Source organism: Microbacterium sp. NPDC089696 (genome assembly GCF_044749125.1).
In the GTDB taxonomy this organism is placed as follows: Bacteria; Actinomycetota; Actinomycetes; order Actinomycetales; family Microbacteriaceae; genus Microbacterium.
This window is the reverse complement of record NZ_JBIVHF010000005.1, coordinates 19467-32959: the sequence shown is the minus strand read 5'-3', so window position 1 is coordinate 32959 and position 13493 is coordinate 19467. Positions and strand designations below refer to the sequence as shown.

14 protein-coding genes and 1 tRNA gene are annotated in these 13493 nt (G+C 71.5%); 9 read left to right on the top strand and 6 right to left on the bottom strand.

Annotated elements, in window-relative coordinates; genetic code table 11:
• Positions 1-13 precede the first annotated feature (13 nt).
• The 3 genes from ACIPY8_RS18775 to ACIPY8_RS18765 are packed head-to-tail and all read left to right on the top strand — an operon-like array spanning position 14 to position 3358.
• The gene (locus ACIPY8_RS18775) at positions 14-967 is read left to right on the top strand and encodes a DUF1177 domain-containing protein (protein WP_400821488.1); all 954 of its coding nucleotides are present in this window, start codon (positions 14-16) and stop codon (positions 965-967) included.
• Between the two features lie 40 nt (positions 968-1007).
• Positions 1008-2690 carry an ABC transporter ATP-binding protein gene (locus ACIPY8_RS18770; RefSeq protein ID WP_400821487.1) on the top strand — a complete coding sequence of 561 codons (1683 nt, stop codon included), beginning with the start codon at positions 1008-1010 and terminating at the stop codon, positions 2688-2690.
• Positions 2687-3358: an AroM family protein gene (locus ACIPY8_RS18765; protein WP_400821485.1), complete on the top strand. Its 672-nt coding sequence runs from the start codon at positions 2687-2689 to the stop codon at positions 3356-3358. Before ACIPY8_RS18770 ends, ACIPY8_RS18765 begins: the two co-directional genes overlap by 4 nt.
• A 132-nt stretch (positions 3359-3490) precedes the next feature.
• On the opposite strand, the gene ACIPY8_RS18760 is transcribed toward ACIPY8_RS18765, so the two are convergent.
• From ACIPY8_RS18760 to ACIPY8_RS18750, 3 genes are all read right to left on the bottom strand, one after another.
• Complete coding sequence (locus tag ACIPY8_RS18760) at positions 3491-3991, bottom strand: sigma factor (RefSeq protein WP_400821483.1); 501 nt, start codon at positions 3989-3991, stop codon at positions 3491-3493.
• Positions 3992-4065: 74 nt separating this feature from the next.
• On the bottom strand, positions 4066-4989 hold the full coding sequence (locus tag ACIPY8_RS18755; RefSeq protein WP_400821481.1) for a DUF1295 domain-containing protein: 924 nt from the start codon (positions 4987-4989) through the stop codon (positions 4066-4068).
• A 17-nt stretch (positions 4990-5006) separates the two neighbouring features.
• Positions 5007-6812: an AMP-dependent synthetase/ligase gene (locus tag ACIPY8_RS18750; protein WP_400821479.1), complete on the bottom strand. Its 1806-nt coding sequence runs from the start codon at positions 6810-6812 to the stop codon at positions 5007-5009.
• A gap of 126 nt (positions 6813-6938) precedes the next feature.
• Between ACIPY8_RS18750 and ACIPY8_RS18745 the strand changes: the two genes are divergently transcribed.
• Entirely contained in the window at positions 6939-7637 is a 699-nt protein-coding gene (locus tag ACIPY8_RS18745) for a Type 1 glutamine amidotransferase-like domain-containing protein (protein ID WP_400821478.1), read from the top strand.
• Positions 7638-7675: 38 nt separating this feature from the next.
• On the opposite strand, the gene ACIPY8_RS18740 is transcribed toward ACIPY8_RS18745, so the two are convergent.
• A tRNA-Gly gene (locus tag ACIPY8_RS18740) sits at positions 7676-7749 on the bottom strand.
• Between the two features lie 93 nt (positions 7750-7842).
• Between ACIPY8_RS18740 and dcd the strand changes: the two genes are divergently transcribed.
• A complete protein-coding gene (gene dcd, locus ACIPY8_RS18735) occupies positions 7843-8448 on the top strand; it encodes a dCTP deaminase (RefSeq protein ID WP_050723900.1) in 606 nt (201 codons plus the stop codon).
• Between the two features lies 1 nt (position 8449).
• A complete protein-coding gene (locus ACIPY8_RS18730; RefSeq protein ID WP_400821476.1) occupies positions 8450-8917 on the top strand; it encodes a hypothetical protein in 468 nt (155 codons plus the stop codon).
• A 76-nt stretch (positions 8918-8993) separates the two neighbouring features.
• Here the strand turns inward: ACIPY8_RS18730 and ACIPY8_RS18725 are convergent, their stop codons facing one another.
• The gene (locus ACIPY8_RS18725; RefSeq protein WP_400821475.1) at positions 8994-9425 is read right to left on the bottom strand and encodes a DUF6069 family protein; all 432 of its coding nucleotides are present in this window, start codon (positions 9423-9425) and stop codon (positions 8994-8996) included.
• A gap of 89 nt (positions 9426-9514) precedes the next feature.
• Between ACIPY8_RS18725 and ACIPY8_RS18720 the strand changes: the two genes are divergently transcribed.
• Positions 9515-10105, top strand: a complete 591-nt coding sequence (locus ACIPY8_RS18720) for a TetR/AcrR family transcriptional regulator (protein ID WP_400821474.1) — start codon at positions 9515-9517, stop codon at positions 10103-10105.
• Positions 10106-10270: 165 nt separating this feature from the next.
• Here ACIPY8_RS18720 and ACIPY8_RS18715 read toward each other — a convergent pair whose 3' ends face one another.
• Positions 10271-11092 carry a hypothetical protein gene (locus ACIPY8_RS18715; protein WP_400821473.1) on the bottom strand — a complete coding sequence of 274 codons (822 nt, stop codon included), beginning with the start codon at positions 11090-11092 and terminating at the stop codon, positions 10271-10273.
• Between the two features lie 106 nt (positions 11093-11198).
• Here ACIPY8_RS18715 and ACIPY8_RS18710 point away from each other — a divergent pair, with 106 nt between their 5' ends.
• Both ACIPY8_RS18710 and ACIPY8_RS18705 read left to right on the top strand, forming a co-directional pair.
• Positions 11199-11753 (top strand): MarR family winged helix-turn-helix transcriptional regulator, encoded by a 555-nt coding sequence (locus ACIPY8_RS18710; RefSeq protein ID WP_400821472.1) that lies wholly within the window; start codon positions 11199-11201, stop codon positions 11751-11753.
• Positions 11754-11871: 118 nt separating this feature from the next.
• Positions 11872-13485, top strand: a complete 1614-nt coding sequence (locus tag ACIPY8_RS18705) for a DUF222 domain-containing protein (protein WP_400821471.1) — start codon at positions 11872-11874, stop codon at positions 13483-13485.
• Positions 13486-13493: the final 8 nt, after the last annotated feature.

Here is a 13493-nt window from a genome sequence, read left to right as displayed (position 1 = left end):
CGGAAAGATCCTCATGCTCAACCACGTCCTCCCCGTCGTCGACCTGCTCGACTCCCCGTCGGCCTCCGGCGCCTCGCTCGCCGCGCACCTGCGCACCTTCGCCCCGGCCGACGCCACGATCGAGGTGGAGACCGTCTCCGCCGAGCGCGGCGCGACCGACTTCGTGCGCGTCGTGATCCCCGGCACCGCCGGCCGCAGCACGGGCGGCGACGCCCCCACGCTCGGCATCATCGGCCGTCTCGGCGGCGTCGGCGCCCGACCCGAGCTCATCGGCCTGGTCAGCGACGCCGACGGCGCGGCCGCCGCGCTCGCCGCCGCCGCCAAACTGCTGCAGATGGCCTCGCGCGGCGACCGTGTGGCGGGAGACGTCGTCGTGTGCACGCACGTCGACCCCGACGCGCCGACCGAGCCGCACGACCCGGTGCCGTTCATGTCGTCGGCCGTCGACATCGCGACTATGAACGCCAACGAGGTCACCGCCGACATGGACGCGATCGTCTCGATCGACACGACCAAGGGCAACCGCATCCTCAACCACCGCGGTGTCGCGATCTCGCCGACCGTCAAGGAGGGCTACATCCTGCGCCCGGCCCCCGACCTCGTCGCGGTGCTCGAGACCGTGTCGGGCGAGCCCGCGAAGATCCTGCCGCTCGCGCAGCAGGACATCACGCCCTACGGCAACGACCTGCACCACGTGAACTCGATCCTGCAGCCGGCCGTCGCCACCTCGGCGCCCGTCGTCGGTGTCGCCCTGACCACCGTGACCGCGGTCGCCGGGTGCGCCACGGGGGCGAGCCACGAGACCGACATCGCGCTCGCCGCCCGCTTCGCGGTCGAGGTCGCCAAGGGCTTCGGCACCGGTCAGGTCGCGTTCCACGACGAGCCCGAGTTCGCGCACATGCTCGCGCTCTACGGCGACAACCAGCGCTTCCAGACGCTGGGCGCCACCGCGGCCGCCGCCGTCTGACCCGCATCCGCTGCCCCCGACCCGCCCCGAGGAGAACCCCATGACCGAGCTGCTGCGCATCGAAGGTCTCCGCGTCGAGATCCCCACGTCGCGAGGTCTCGTCGTGCCCGTCGACGACGTCTCGCTCGAGATCCGTCCCGGCGAGATGCTCGGCCTCGTGGGCGAGTCGGGCAGCGGCAAGAGCATGACCGCGATGTCGATCCTGCGGATGCTGCCCACTCCCTCGGCGACGGTGTCCGGGCGCATCCTGCTGGAGGGGGAGGACCTCGCTGCGGCGAGCGAGCGCCGCCTCCGGCAGGTGCGCGGCGGGCGGGTCGGCACGATCTTCCAGGAGCCGCTCACCGCGCTCAACCCGGTCTTCACGATCGGCGACCAGCTCACCGAGCCGCTGCGCCGGCACCGGGGGATGAGTCGCAAGGCCGCGTGGCGTCGTGGCGTGGAACTGCTCGACATGGTCGGCATCCGTCGACCGGACCGCATCATGACCGACTACCCCTTCCAGCTCTCCGGCGGCATGCGGCAGCGCGTCATGATCGCGATGGCCATGTCGTGCGAGCCGACGCTGCTCATCGCGGACGAGCCCACCACGGCCCTCGACGTGACGACGCAGGCGCAGATCCTCGACCTCATGGTCGGCCTCCAGGAGGAGCACGGCACCGCGATCCTCCTCATCACGCACGACCTCGGCGTCGTGGCGCAGAGCTGTCAGCGCGTGGCGGTCATGCACCAGGGGTCGCTCGTCGAGACCGCCGAGGTCACCGAACTGTTCGAGAACCCGCAGGCCGAGTACACCAAGCGGCTGCTGAGCTTCCGCCCGCCGGCGATCACCGAGCCCGTGCGCGCGCGCATCGAGACGGCATCCCCCGCGCAGCCGCTGCTGGAGGTCACCGACCTCGTGAAGCACTACACCCGGGGCCGCGGACGCAAGGCCGAGACGATCCCGGCGATCGACGGCGTGAGCTTCGCGGTCGATGCCGGGCGCACGCTCGCGATCGTGGGCGAGTCCGGTTCGGGCAAGTCCACGACCGGGCGCGCAGTGCTGCGATTGATCGACCCCACGTCCGGATCGGTGCGCTTCGACGGACGCGACGTGCTCGGCATGAACCCCGAGGAGCTGCGGCGCTGGCGCAGCGACGCGCAGATCATCTTCCAGGACACGTACGCCTCGCTCGACCCGCGCTGGAAGGTCGGCGACTCGCTCGACGAGCCGCTGCGCCGTCACACCGCGCTCTCCGCCTCGGAGCGACGCGATCGCGTGGTCGAGTCGCTCGAGCTCGTGGGGCTGCAGGCCGATCACGCCGGACGCTTCCCGCACGAGTTCTCGGGCGGACAGCGTCAGCGCATCGGCATCGCCCGCGCGCTCGTGCTGCGCCCGCGGCTCGTGGTCGCCGACGAGCCGGTCTCGGCGCTCGACGTGTCGGTGCAGGCCCAGGTGCTCGAGCTCATGCGCGAGCTGCAGGACACGCTCGGCCTCACCTATCTCTTCATCACGCACGACCTGTCCGTGGTCGCCGAGATCGCCGACGACGTGCAGGTCATGCACCTCGGACGCATCGTCGAGCGCGGGCCGGTCGCCGAGGTGCTTCGCGACCCGCAGCATCCCTATACCCGCGCGCTGCTCGCGGCCGTGCCGCCGTCGGACCCGCGCTCGGCGTGGACGCGCGAGCACCGCCGCGAGGTGATCGCCGAGGGCCTCGCCGCGGCCGAGGCGGCAGCGGTATGACCGGCCTGCTCGCGCTCGTGACGATCGGGCAGTCGCCGCGCGTCGACGTGCTGCCCGATCTGCTCCCGGCCCTCGAGGGGCGGCGGTACGCGGAGTACGGCGCGCTCGATCATGCGACCGCCGACGACCTCGCGGCGATCGCGCCGGTCGGCGACGAGGTGCCGCTCGTCTCACGCATGCGCGACGGCTCGCGGGTGTCGATGGTGCACGCGCGCGTGCTGCCGTTCATCGCCGCGGCGGTCGAGCGGGCGGCGGACGACGGCGCCGAGGCCGCGTTGCTCATGTGCACCGGGCACTTCGAGCCGTTCGCGACGTCGATCCCCGTCTACGCCGCCGAACCCCTCGCGCAGCAGGCGATCGTCGAGAGCGTTCGGGGCTTCGGCGTCATGAACCCCGTACCCGAGCAGGTCGAGGAGTCGCGGGGGCGCTGGGAGGCTCGCGTCGGAGGTCGGGTGCCTGTCGCCGCCGCCGACCCGTACACGGCTACCGACCGCAAGATCGCCGCCGCCGCACGCGAACTCGCCGAGAAGGGCGCGACCTCGATCGTGCTCGACTGCTTCGGATACTCCTCATCCATGGCCGCAGTAGTGCTCTCGGCCACGGGCCTGCCTGTCCATCTCACACGCACGATCGCCGTCCGGGCCGCCCTCGAGACGATGGACGCCTGACGCGACGCCCCCGGGTGCAAGCGGGGGAGGCGAAGGCATCGGCGTAGGAGGATCCCCGCGAAAGCGTCCTCCCTCCACGCCATAGCCTACGTCCCGACCGCGGAGCGGATGCCGTCGCTCCGTATCGCGCCGTCAGGCGGTGAGCGGTGCGCGAGGAGCGGAGGCGCTGTTGCTCAGTTGCGAGAGTCCGACGCGGGTTCGCGTCCGCACCACGTCGAGGGTCTGCCCGGTGCGGGCGGCGATCTCGGCCTGACTGAGGCCGGAGTAGTAGGCGAGTGCAACGCAGTCGTTCTCGTCGGTCGAGACCGCCGCGCCCGATGAGCCCGCCGCGCGCAGGTGCTCGACCGCGAGCCGATGCGCGATCCCGCACACCCATGCGGTCACGGACACCTTCTCGCCGCCGAACTCGTGCGCCCGACGCCACACGTCGAGGTAGGCCTCCTGGAGCACGTGCTCAGCGCTCGACCGGTCGCCGAGGACTCCCAGCACCAGTCCGAACACCTTCGCAGACGTGAGGTCGTACACTCCGGCAAGGGCAGAGGTGCTGCCGGAAGACGCCTCGGCCATCATCGCGCACTCGGTCGCGCGCGCAGCGTCCGCGCTGAGCGGCACGGGTGGGACGACGGCTTCCATGACCCGAGGATCCCACGGCCGACGAACTGCCGCTGGTGCTTGTGCGGGCAGGCGGGGAGTGGTACGCCCCGGACCTACTTCGCGGTCTCCCGCGCGCGCGGCGCGGTGAGCCGCGGGATCAGCACCGGGGTGCTGTCGCGGTAGGCGACGTAGTCTGCGCGGTCGCCCCACTTCTTCTCGGCGCGCGCCTCGAGCAGCGGGATGCCGCTCACCCGCGTGAGGAGCAGGATGACGAACAGCGGGGAGGTCACCGCGACCCACTGCCAGCCGACCAGCGCGGGCGCCGCGGTGACGAACACGCCGACCCAGACCACGATCTCGCCGAAGTAGTTGGGATGCCGCGAGCGCGACCACAGACCGGTGCGGATGAACTCGTCCTTGTGGGCGGGGTCGGCGCGGAAGCGCGACTTCTGCGCATCGGCGACGACCTCGATCGCCAGGCCGACCGCCCACACGATCACACCGACCACGCTCACCCATCCGAACGGAGCCCGGTCCCTCGCATCCGCGCCGATCGCGATCCAGGCGGCTGCCGCGGTGAGCGACACCCAGGCTCCCTGGATCACCCAGGTCTGCAGGAAGCGCAGCGGTGAGCTCTTGATCTCGTCGAAGCGTCCGTCGGATCCTGCCCGGTGCACCCGGCGCGCGAGGAACGTACCGAGACGCACGGCCCAGACCATCACCATCGCCGCGAGGATCCAGCTGAGGGCGTCGGTCCGCGGCGAGAGCAGCACCAGGGCCACGGAGATCGCGATGAACGTGAGGCTGCCGGTGAGGTCGAAGAACCGCTCGGTGCGCAGGATCGCCGCCGGGATGAAGGCGATCACCTGGATCGCGAACGCCGCCGCCACGGCGAGCGCGAACAGGGGGATCCCGGCGATCGTCGCGCCGCCCTGGCTGCCCGCGAGCGCCACGAGGGCGCCGATGAGCAGTGCCACGACGATCGCGACGATCGTGGTGCGGGACGAGCGGGCAGGCGAGGGGGTCGGTGACGACATGGTGCTCTTCTCGATTCTCAGATGTACAGGGCGTCGACGACGGAGGCCGCGCGGTCCAGGACGACGCCGCGCTTGAGCTTCATGGTCGGCGTGACGAGGCCTCGGTCGTCGAGGTCGGCGAGGACGACGGTGAACCGGCGCACCTGCTCGCTGCGCGCGACCAGGGCGTTCGCGGCGTCGACGACCCGCTGGAGGCGCTCGCGCAGCGACGGGTCGTCCACCTCGCGGATGTCGGCCGGGCCGCTCGATGCGCGTTCGGCATCGGAGCGTGCCTGCTCCGGATCGAGCACGAGCAGCGCCGAGAGGTACGGCTTGCCCTCGCCGACCATCATGGCGTGCGAGACGAGCGGATCGGCCTCGACCGCGCTCTCCCACCGCGTCGGCACGATCGTCTTGCCGTTCGACGTCACGATGACGTCCTTGACCCGGCCCTCGAGGACCAGGTTGCCGTGCTCGTCGAGTCGCCCGAGGTCTCCCGTGCGGAAGAACCCGTCGACGAACGCGCTCTCGTCGTGCACCGGATCGCGGTAGCCGGCGAACACGCCCACACCGCGGGCGAGCACCTCGCCGTCGTCGCCGATGCGCACGGTGAGTCCGGGGAGCGGCGGCCCCACGGTGCCGGAGGTGATGCGGCCGGGCAGGTTGCCGGTGAGCGGAGCCGTCGTCTCGGTGAGGCCGTACCCCTCGATCACGGGGACGCCGAGGCCGCGGAAGAACAGCGATATGTCGGCGTCGAGCGCCGCCCCGCCCGACAGGACGTAGCCGACGCGGCCGCCCATGACCGTGCGGAGTCGACGGTAGAAGAGCGCGTCGAAGAACCGGTGGCGCAGAGCGAGGCCGAGGTCGCGCCCTGCGGAGCGGCCGGAGTCGATCCGCTCGGCGCGGCGCCCCCACGCGATGGCCGTGGACACGGCGCGATCCCAGACCGCGGAGAGGCCCTTGTCCGCGGCTTTGGCGGCAGCGGCGGCCTGGATCTTCTGCAGCACCCGGGGCACGACCACGAGGAAGGTCGGGCGCAGGGTGTCGAGCGTGGCGACGACGGACGACGGATCGGACAGGTGCGCGATCCGCATGCCGCTCGCGAGGCAGATGAGCTGGAGCCCGCGCGCGAGCACATGCGCGAGGGGGAGGAAGATGACCGTGTTGCCGTCCTCCCGGACGATGTCGCGGTACGCGGCGGCGATGTTCAGCACCTGCCCGAGGAAGTTCCGATGCGTCAGCACGACGCCCTTGGGATCGCCGGTCGTCCCCGAGGTGTAGACGATCGTCGCGGGGTCGGCCTGGTCGGCTGCGGTCCGGCGCGACTCGAGCTCCTCGTCGGACACAGCCGCACCCGCGGCGATCAGATCGGCGAGAGAACCGGATGCCGCGGCATCCATGGTCCACGCGCCGAGCGACTCGCCGGAGGACTGCGCGAGCGCATCGCGCAGCAGGGCGACATGCTCCGTTGAGCCGCCGATCGCCAGGCGCACCCCCGCGTCCGCGACGATCGCATCGACCTGCGAGGGCGACGACGTGTCGTAGATCGGCACGACGACCGCGCCGGCGAACCAGGATGCGAGATCGGCGACGGCCCACTCGTAGCGCGTCGGCGCCATGATGGCGATCGGGTCGCCGACCCGCACGCCGCGGGCGATGAAGCCCTTCGCCAGGGCGCGCACCTCGGCGGTGAAGGCGCTCGTCGTCACGGGACGCCAGGTCCCGGCATCCTCCACCTCGAAGGCGACGTGGTCGGGGGCGGCTGCGGTGCGCGCGATGAGGAGGTCGGTGACGTTGCGATAGCCGTCGAGCGCGGCCAACGGCGGGGTCGAGGTCTCGATCATCGCGGCTCCTGTCGGTCGTGAGAGCGGTGTCGTCGTGGGCGCGCCGAACGCGCCCTCACGACCTGTTCGGAACCGGCGCAGAATCGGATGGGACGACGTCGGACGGTCGTGCCCTACTCTGGGCCGATGCGGATGCTCCTCACCTCGAACGGGATCACGAACGACGCGATCCGCGACGCCCTCGTCGAGCTCATCGGGAGGCCCCTGTCAGAATCACGGATCGTCGTCGTGATCGACGGGATCCTCGGCTTCCCGGGCGACAGCTCGACGCTGGTCGATCACCTCGACGCGCTGCGGTCGCTGGGGTGGGCGGAGTTCGACGTGGCGTCGCTGTTCGCGGGACCGCGCGCCCTCGTCGAGTCGCGGCTGCGGGCTGCCGACGTGATCCTCGGCTACGGCGGCAGTAACCTCTGGCTCGCGCACGCCTGGGCCGAGACGGGCCTCGCCCCGGTGCTCGCCGAACTCCTCGAGGAGAAGGTGTACGTGGGATGGAGCGCGGGGTCGATGGTCTTCGCCCGTGCGCTGGACCGCTGGCCCGAGGACTTCGACGACCAGGAGGAGCTCGAGATGTTCGGCCTCGACGCCGTCGCACCGGTCGTGCCGCTGTTCGACTGGTTCTTCCTCGGCCACCTCGGTGCGGAGTGGATGCCGGCGGATGCCGAGGACTGGGCGTCGCAGGGCGCCGCGCGCAGCCGTCAGCAGGTATGGTTCCTCGACGACGACTCCGCCCTCGTCGTGCGGGATGCCGCATCCGAACCGGTCATGGTGGGGCATGGGCGGTGGCGACGCTTCGGTGTCGACGGGACTATCGTCGACACCCGATGACGGCGGGATATCCCCGCAGGACCGCCGGAACGGTGATGTGGAGGGGCTGACGGGAATCGAACCCGCGCTGTCTGCTTGGGAAGCAGAAGTTCTACCATTGAACTACAGCCCCGCACCCGCATCCGAGGAGCAGGTGATCGCAAGCCTACCTGTCCGTCGCGTCACGGCCAAAGCGCGGCCGCGGCGCGGCAACTAGGCTGGTGCCGTGCTTCTCAGCGATCGCGATATCAGGGCCGAACTCGCCACGGGCCGCATCGGCCTGGCCCCGCACGAGCCGGAGATGATCCAGCCGTCGAGCATCGACGTGCGCCTGGACCGCTACTTCCGCCTGTTCGACAACCACAAGTATCCGTTCATCGACCCCTCGGTCGACCAGCCGGAGCTCACGCGCCTGATCGAGGTCGATCCCGACGAGCCGTTCATCCTGCACCCCGGGGAGTTCGCGCTCGGCGCGACCTTCGAGCAGGTCACGCTGCCCGACGACGTCGCCGCGCGCCTCGAGGGGAAGTCCTCGCTGGGTCGCCTCGGCCTCATCACGCATTCGACCGCGGGGTTCATCGACCCCGGGTTCACCGGTCATGTCACGCTCGAGCTCGCGAACGTGGCGACCCTGCCGATCAAGCTCTGGCCCGGGATGAAGATCGGGCAGCTGTGCTTCTTCCGCCTGACGTCGCCGGCCGAGAACCCGTACGGCTCCGGTCCGTACGGCAACCGCTACCAGGGGCAGCGCGGGCCCACGGCATCCCGCTCGTTCCAGAACTTCCACCGCACCGACGTGGGAGTCACCGACGTGGGAGCACTGGGAGGCTGACATGAGCGACGGCACGAACCCGCAGGATCCGACGACGGATGCGGTCGTGCCGCCGCCCCCGCCCGAAACCCCGATCCCGGACGGCCTCCTTCCGCCGGCGCCGTCCGTCCCCGGCGCTCCGGAGGCCGAGACGCCCCCGCCTCCGCACATCCCGCCCGCGGACGACGTGATCCCGCCGCCTCCGCCCGAGGCGCAGCTCCGCTCGACGCGCCGCCCCGCCCCCGTGGCGGACGCCTCCTCCGATGATCGCCCCGCGGCCGTCGCCGACGACTGGGCCCAGCCGTCCATCGCGCCCGAGGCCCCGACCTCGGGCGGTTATCGCGTGCTGTCCGGCGTGATCTTCCTGGTGCTCGCCCTGGTGCTGCTCGGCGCGATCGCGATGGGCGTGTTCCTCGCCACCACGACGTCGTTCCCCTGGTCGAGCGGAGATGGCGCGTCTCTGACGCTTCTCGTGCTGCCTCCGGCGTAGGGCATGGCGCGGAGGTAGGGAGTTCTCCCGGGGATCGTCCTGCCTCGGCGTCATCGCCTCCGTCCGGGCCGCTGGCTCAGTGCGCGCGGGACGCGAAGGCGTACGCGGGCACGGCGACCGCGACGACGACGAGGTGCATCACCATGAGGGCGATCACGGCGCCGGTGGTCGTTCCGGGGATGAAGCCGAGGACGAGCAGCAGCACATCGGGGACGAACGACACCACCGTGACCGCCGGGACGAGGATCGAGAGCGTGCGGCGCGGGTCGTGCGCCTTGCGCTGGACGAGGGCCCAGCCGATCCAGCCGGCGATGACCCCGAGGGCGGTGAACAGGCCGTAGGCGGGGAGGGTGAGCGGACCGTACGTCGCGGGTGCCCCGGAGGCGACGGCCACGGCCGCGACGACGGCGTTCGCGGCGATCGCGACGACGACAGCGGCGGACAGCGTGAGGATGGTGCGCGTGCGGGACCGGGTGGCGGTCCGCTCGGCGGGGACGGTGGTGACCATGACAGCTCCTTCATCGCGGACTGAATACGGTACTGAGTGGTACCGGTATGTAACGGTACTACTCGGTCTCGAAATATACAATGGGCATCATGTCAGCGGGTGAGGTGATCAGGACGGCCGGCCGGCCGCGTGATCCCGGCGTCGAGGCGTCGATCCTCACCGCCGTGCAGGACCTCCTGATCGAGAATGGCTACCCCGGGACGACGATCGCCGCGGTCGCCCACCGCGCGCACTGCGGCCGCTCCGCCATCTATCGCCGGTGGGAGACCAAGGCCGAACTCGTGGTCGCCGCCGTCCGCGCGCTGCAGATCGCGACCGAGGCGCCCGACACCGGCACGCTGCGCGGAGACCTGCTCGCGGCGGCGCTGCACTTCGCCGAGGCCGATGAGCGGACCGCGGGCGTGCTCGCCAGCATCCTCAGCGAGATCGGCCGCGATGAGGAACTGCGCGAGGTCGCCTATCGCGTCATCGGCGGGCCGCCGGTCGCCGTGCTGACGAGCGTGATCGAACGGTGGCGGGACCGCGGCGAGGTCAGGGTGGACGCTCCCGTCGCGGTCATCGCCGGGATCGTGCCGACCGCGGCGTTCGGCAGTGTGAGCCTGCGTCGCCGCGCCCTCGAGCCCGCGGCCGTCACGGAGCTCGTCGACCAGGTCATCCTCCCCGCCCTGCGCTCGGGCTGAGATCCAACACACCGCGCCGGATCCGGATGCGCGGGGCGGCATCCGCATCTCGAGCAGGTGACCGGATCGGGCGCGGCTGGCGGGCGGCGGTGGCGCGGTTGGCGGTGCCGGGATGCGGAACGCCCCCTCCGACGGACCGGAAGGGGCGTTCGAGGACGGATGCGATCAGGCGTCGCGTCCGCGGGAGTAGCCGGCGTCGAAGCCGCGTTCGAAGGCGTGCTGCGCCATGCGGGCCGCGCGGGCGCCGGGGTGTCCCGGGTGTCCGTGTCCGTGGAATCCGTGTCCGTGGACGCCGCGTCCTCCGTGGCGGTGCTCGCCGGATGCGTCGCCGTGGGTGTGGGCCGTGCCGTGCTCGTGGCCGGCGAACTCGTGCTCGCCGTGTCCGTGCCGGAAGCGGTCGTGACCGGCGTGGCCGCGGTGTCCGCAGTCGCCCGGCTCGCCGTCCGGACCGAGATCCGGGTCGAACGGATGGGTGTGCCGGCGGCCGAAGCCGCGTCCGCCGAAGCCGTGCCGGGGGCCGAAGCCGTGACGCCGACCGAAGCCGCGCCCGTGCCTCCGACCGCGGGGGAGAGGGGTCTCCTCGTCCCAGCCGAATGCGCGGGCGATCTGCTCGAGCGACGCGATCGTGGTCGCGAGATCGTCGGGCGAGACGGCGTCGCCGACCTTCGCGCGGATGCCGTCGACGATGCCGCCGAGGCGGTCCTTCGCGACGCGTCCCTCGTCGGTCAGCGTCCAACCGTCGCCGTCGGCGACGATCCAGCCGCGCTCGACGAGCCCGTGCAGCTTGTGCGGCGACAGCGGGCGTCGCGGAGCGGCGGTGCCGTCGACGGCGTTCAGGAGGCGCCAGTCGCGGCGGCTCGCGTGCTCGCCCTCGAAGGCGGTGGCGAACTCGGCCGCCATGAGGCGATCGACGGCCTTCAGCCAGTAACCGAAGGGGCGGTCGGAGCTCGGGGTGTTCTCGGGATTCTGTGTGTCCGTGGTGTTCATGGGTGGAGTCCTTGGTTGTCAGTGAGCATGTGCTTGTCACAGTGCATGTACATGTAGTGTGACATGCGTTACGAATGCATGTCAAGTCGCATGTAAAATTGGACACGTGAGCGACGCAGACAACGACCCCGCCGAGGCCATCGCCCGCGCCCTGTCACGCCTGCGCGGACGCCGCCCCGGTGAGCGGGGCCGCGGCCCCGGCGGACGCGGCGGTCCGCACGGCTGGCACGGCGGCCCGCACCCCGACCACTTCGAGCACGGCCACCCCGGGCGACCCGGTCATCCCGGAATGCCGCCGTGGATGGGCGACCCCTCCGGACGGTTCGGCGGTCCTGCGCGCATGCGCCTGCTCGAGGCGCTCGCCGCAGCATCAGCCCCGCTCAGTGTGAGCGACCTCGGCGCCGCGATCGGCGTGGATCAGCCCCGGGCGTCGCGACTCGTGCAGCAGGGTGTCGCGCACGGGTGGCTGCGTCGCGAGGCCGACCCCGACGACGCGCGCCGCACCCGCATCGCTCTCACCGACGAAGGGCGCTCGCTCGTCCGCGGTGTCCGCGGGGAACGGCGCGAGGTGCTGGGCAAGGCGCTCGCGGTCTTCAGCGACGAGGAACGTGCCGAGCTCGCCCGCCTGCTCGGAAAGCTCGCCGACAACTGGGACGTGTGAGCGCGCTCCGCTTCGTGTTCACCCCTTCCCTGATCGTGTTCCGGAATACCCCTCTGAACGGGGGATAAATCCGTCGTCGGAGCCTCGGAATGTCGGTGGCCACGACTTGTATGGGGGTATGCCCACCGCCTCCCGCCATCGCCTCGATCGGGTCGTCTCCGACCTCGATGCGATGCTGCGCGATGACACACTCGCGGGGCTCTCCTCCGGCGAACGACTCGAGGTCCTGTCGACCGCGGGCGCCGCACTTCGGCGTCTCGAAGCCGTGATCGTCGAGACCATCGCGAACGGCGACCCGGTCGACCTTCCACACGACGCGGGTTGCCGCTCGCAGAGCGAACTGCTGCAGCGCACCCTGGCGACGGACGCCGCCGGAGCAACCAGGATCGGCACGGTGGTCGACCTCGTGCGGCGCGATGTCAGCATCGTGTCGGGCGAGCGGTTGCCCGCGCGATGGCCCGCGCTCCGCGACGCGATGCTCGACGGCGCTCTGTCCGTCGCCGGGTTCCTGGCGGCGACGAGGCCGCTCGAGGAATGCCGTGACCGGCTGACGATCGACGAGCGTGCGGAGGCCGATGAGTGCATCGCCGACGCCGCGCGGACCGGCTACACGTCCGCCGACGCGGAGACGGTCGGGATGGATGCGGGAACGGGCTCGGCGCTGCAGGGGCCGGTGCCGACGCCCGACGACCTCGGCGTCCTCGCGCAGGCGCTCGCGGCCGTCCTCGATCCAGACGGCGCCGAGCCCGACGATGCGAATGCTCAGCATCGGCGCGGGCTCACGATCGGCCGCGTGCGCGACGGGCTCCGACCGATCCGAGGCTGGCTGTCGCCTGAGGTGGCGGCGCAGCTCGAGACGATCCTCGATGCCATGAACAACCCTGCGGGCGACGGGCCTTCGCGCCCGCGGGTCGCGTTCGCGGAGGCGGAGGACGGCGTGCCCGGTGGGGACTGCGTGCAAGACCTCGACTATTTCAACAGCGACATGCGGAGGGTGATCGACCCCCGCACGGCGCTGCAGAAGCGCCACGACGCCTTTGCCGCAGCGCTCGCGATCGCGGCTCGGCACAAGGACATGCCCACGCTGGGCGGTGCGTCCCCGACTCTCGTGGTCACGATGGACGTCAATGACCTCGCGAGCGGTTCCGGTCGGGCAGAGTTGCCGGGTGCGCATGGGCACCCGCGCGCGGCAGTTCCCGCTCGGGTGGCGGGGCAGACGGGATGCACGGGCACGATCCAGAGGGTTCTCCTCGACGAGGGGCGGATCATCGGAATCAGCAGCACCGAGCGCGTCTTCACGGTTCACCAGCGACGCGCGATCGTCGCTCGCGACAAGGAGTGCCTGATCCCCGGGTGTCATGTCCCGGCCGGTTGGTGCGAGATCCACCACGTCGTCGAGCATGCGCGCGGCGGGCCGACCGACACCGACAACGGTGTGCCGCTGTGCTGGTGGCACCATCGATCCCTCGACGGCTCGGGATGGGAGATCCGCATGCACGGTGGCGTGCCCCAGGTGCGGGGCCCCGCATGGTGGGACCCCGATCAGCTCTGGCGCACGCCGCTGCTCAGCGCGATGCGCACCTTTGCGCGCAGGCGACGGCCCGGTAGACGTTCACGGACGCGCGCGGTCGCACAACCCGAGTCGGGCCGGCCGTCCGAGCGCATCGGGATGTCGGCGCGAGTCGAGTCGACCGGCCCTGTCGACAGGACGCGAGCGGTGCGGGCGCCGTGACCTACCGT

Coding starts and splice junctions, on each gene's coding strand:
- ACIPY8_RS18775 (WP_400821488.1), top strand. CDS start 14: ATGCTCAACCACGTCCTCCCCGTCGTCGACCTGCTCGACTCCCCGTCG.
- ACIPY8_RS18770 (WP_400821487.1), top strand. CDS start 1,008: ATGACCGAGCTGCTGCGCATCGAAGGTCTCCGCGTCGAGATCCCCACG.
- ACIPY8_RS18765 (WP_400821485.1), top strand. CDS start 2,687: ATGACCGGCCTGCTCGCGCTCGTGACGATCGGGCAGTCGCCGCGCGTC.
- ACIPY8_RS18760 (WP_400821483.1), bottom strand. CDS start 3,991: ATGGAAGCCGTCGTCCCACCCGTGCCGCTCAGCGCGGACGCTGCGCGC.
- ACIPY8_RS18755 (WP_400821481.1), bottom strand. CDS start 4,989: ATGTCGTCACCGACCCCCTCGCCTGCCCGCTCGTCCCGCACCACGATC.
- ACIPY8_RS18750 (WP_400821479.1), bottom strand. CDS start 6,812: ATGATCGAGACCTCGACCCCGCCGTTGGCCGCGCTCGACGGCTATCGC.
- ACIPY8_RS18745 (WP_400821478.1), top strand. CDS start 6,939: ATGCGGATGCTCCTCACCTCGAACGGGATCACGAACGACGCGATCCGC.
- ACIPY8_RS18730 (WP_400821476.1), top strand. CDS start 8,450: ATGAGCGACGGCACGAACCCGCAGGATCCGACGACGGATGCGGTCGTG.
- ACIPY8_RS18725 (WP_400821475.1), bottom strand. CDS start 9,425: ATGGTCACCACCGTCCCCGCCGAGCGGACCGCCACCCGGTCCCGCACG.
- ACIPY8_RS18720 (WP_400821474.1), top strand. CDS start 9,515: ATGTCAGCGGGTGAGGTGATCAGGACGGCCGGCCGGCCGCGTGATCCC.
- ACIPY8_RS18715 (WP_400821473.1), bottom strand. CDS start 11,092: ATGAACACCACGGACACACAGAATCCCGAGAACACCCCGAGCTCCGAC.
- ACIPY8_RS18705 (WP_400821471.1), top strand. CDS start 11,872: ATGCCCACCGCCTCCCGCCATCGCCTCGATCGGGTCGTCTCCGACCTC.